Annotated in this window: 2 protein-coding genes and 1 pseudogene; all 3 read left to right on the top strand. The window is 39.6% G+C overall.

Annotated elements, in window-relative coordinates; genetic code table 11:
* Positions 1–1,513: glycine--tRNA ligase subunit beta (gene glyS / locus SMIDD26_RS04945; RefSeq protein WP_061439271.1), on the top strand; the 1,513-nt coding region annotated here is incomplete at its 5' end.
* 41 nt (positions 1,514–1,554) lie between these two features.
* Positions 1,555–1,812 (top strand): DUF896 family protein, encoded by a 258-nt coding sequence (locus SMIDD26_RS04950; protein ID WP_050261374.1) that lies wholly within the window; start codon positions 1,555–1,557, stop codon positions 1,810–1,812.
* 142 nt (positions 1,813–1,954) lie between these two features.
* Positions 1,955–2,083 (top strand): annotated as a pseudogene (locus SMIDD26_RS04955) (IS630 family transposase); the annotation flags it as partial.
* Between the last annotated feature and the right edge of the window lie 146 nt (positions 2,084–2,229).

The raw sequence follows: 2,229 nt of genomic DNA on the forward strand, positions 1-2,229 counted from the left end.
CCTTGATATTAAGGGAGGGCGTGTGAGCCGTGGCCATCGTTTCTTGGGGAAAGAAACCAAAATTCAGTCAGCCTTTAGCTATGAAGAAGATCTTCGTAAGCAGTTTGTAATCGCAGATCCGCGTGAACGTGAGCAAATGATTGTTGACCAAATCAAGGCAATCGAAGCTGATCATGGTGTACGCATCGAAATTGATGCGGATTTGCTGAATGAAGTCTTGAACTTGGTTGAATACCCAACTGCCTTTATGGGAAGTTTTGATGCCAAATACCTTGAAGTTCCAGAAGAAGTTTTGGTGACTTCGATGAAGGAACACCAACGTTACTTTGTTGTTCGTGATCAAGACGGTAAACTCTTGCCAAACTTCATTTCTGTTCGTAATGGAAACGCAGAGTATTTGGAAAATGTCATCAAAGGAAATGAAAAAGTTTTGGTAGCCCGCTTGGAAGACGGAGAATTCTTCTGGCGTGAAGACCAAAAATTGGTGATTTCAGATCTTGTTGAAAAATTAAACAATGTCACTTTCCACGAGAAGATTGGTTCCCTTAGTGAACACATGATTCGTACTGGTCAGATTGCTATTCTCTTGGCAGAAAAAGCAGGCTTGTCAGCGGATGAAACGATTGACTTAGCCCGTGCAGCAGCCATTTACAAGTTTGACTTGTTGACTGGGATGGTTGGTGAATTTGACGAGCTCCAAGGAATTATGGGTGAAAAATATGCCCTTCTTGCTGGGGAAACTCCAGCGGTAGCAGCTGCTATTCGTGAACACTACATGCCTACTTCAGCCGAAGGAGAACTTCCAGAGAGCAAGGTCGGTGTAGTGCTTGCCATTGCAGACAAATTGGATACGATTTTGAGCTTCTTCTCAGTAGGTTTGATTCCATCAGGGTCTAATGACCCTTATGCTCTTCGTCGTGCGACCCAAGGTGTGGTTCGTATCTTGGATGCCTTTGGTTGGCACATTGCTATGGATGAGCTGATTGATGGCCTTTATGCTCTAACATTTGACAGCTTGACTTATGAAAATAAGGCAGAGGTTATGGATTTTATCAAGGCTCGTGTTGATAAGATGATGGGTTCTACGCCAAAAGATATTAAGGAAGCCGTTCTTGCAGGATCAAACTTTGTTGTGGCGGATATGTTGGAAGCAGCAAGTGCTCTCGTAGAAGCAAGCAAGGAAGAAGACTTTAAACCATCTGTTGAATCACTTTCTCGTGCCTTTAACTTGGCTGATAAGGCAGAAGGAGTTGTTGTAGTTGATTCAGCACTTTTTGAGAATGAAGAAGAGAAAGCTTTGGCAGAAGCTGTAGAGTCGCTTGTTTTATCAGGTACTGCAAGTCAACAATTGAAACAACTCTTTGCTCTTAGCCCAGTTATTGATGCTTTCTTTGAAAATACTATGGTTATGGCCGAAGATCAGACTGTTCGACAAAATCGTTTGGCAATCTTGTCGCAATTAACCAAGAAAGCAGCTAAGTTTGCTCGTTTTAACCAAATTAACACTAAATAAAATTTGATAAACAGGCTTTATCTTATCACAAAGGAGAAGAAATGGATCCTAAAAAAATTGATCGTATTAACGAGCTTGCCAAAAAGAAAAAAACAGAAGGCTTGACCCCAGAAGAAAAAGTAGAACAAGCCAAACTACGTGAGGAGTACATCGAAGGTTATCGTCGCACTGTTCGTCACCACATTGAGGGAATCAAAATTGTAGACGAAGAAGGGAACGATGTTACACCAGAAAAACTACGCCAAGCCCAACGTGAAAAAGGGTTACATGGCCGTAGTCTTGATGACCCAAATTCATAATCAGTATTCTTTCTTTTAACAAGGATAGATGAAATAATAACCAAAAGACTAGCAGACACAAATGTACTGTACCCCAAAAGTGAGACAGAAAAAAATAATCTAATACTAGACCAAAATCAAAAGAGCATTATATAATAGTGATATGAAATCAACTAAAGAAGAAATCCAAGTCATCAAAACACCTTTAAAAGACTCTAGTACAGCTAAATATCATAAACGCCTTCAAATCGTTCTATTTCGTCTGATGGGCAAATCTTATAAAGAGATTATATAGCTTTTAGACTGTAATCAAACAACGATTTGGCGAAATGTAAAAAAATATAAGTAGTTAGGACTCAATGTCATTAAGTTAAGAAATTCAAATACGATTCTGTATTTGGGTTTCTTTTTAATGTGACAAACTATAGATAAGGAGGT

Source organism: Streptococcus mitis, from assembly GCF_001579035.1.
GTDB lineage: Bacteria > Bacillota > Bacilli > Lactobacillales > Streptococcaceae > Streptococcus > Streptococcus mitis_J.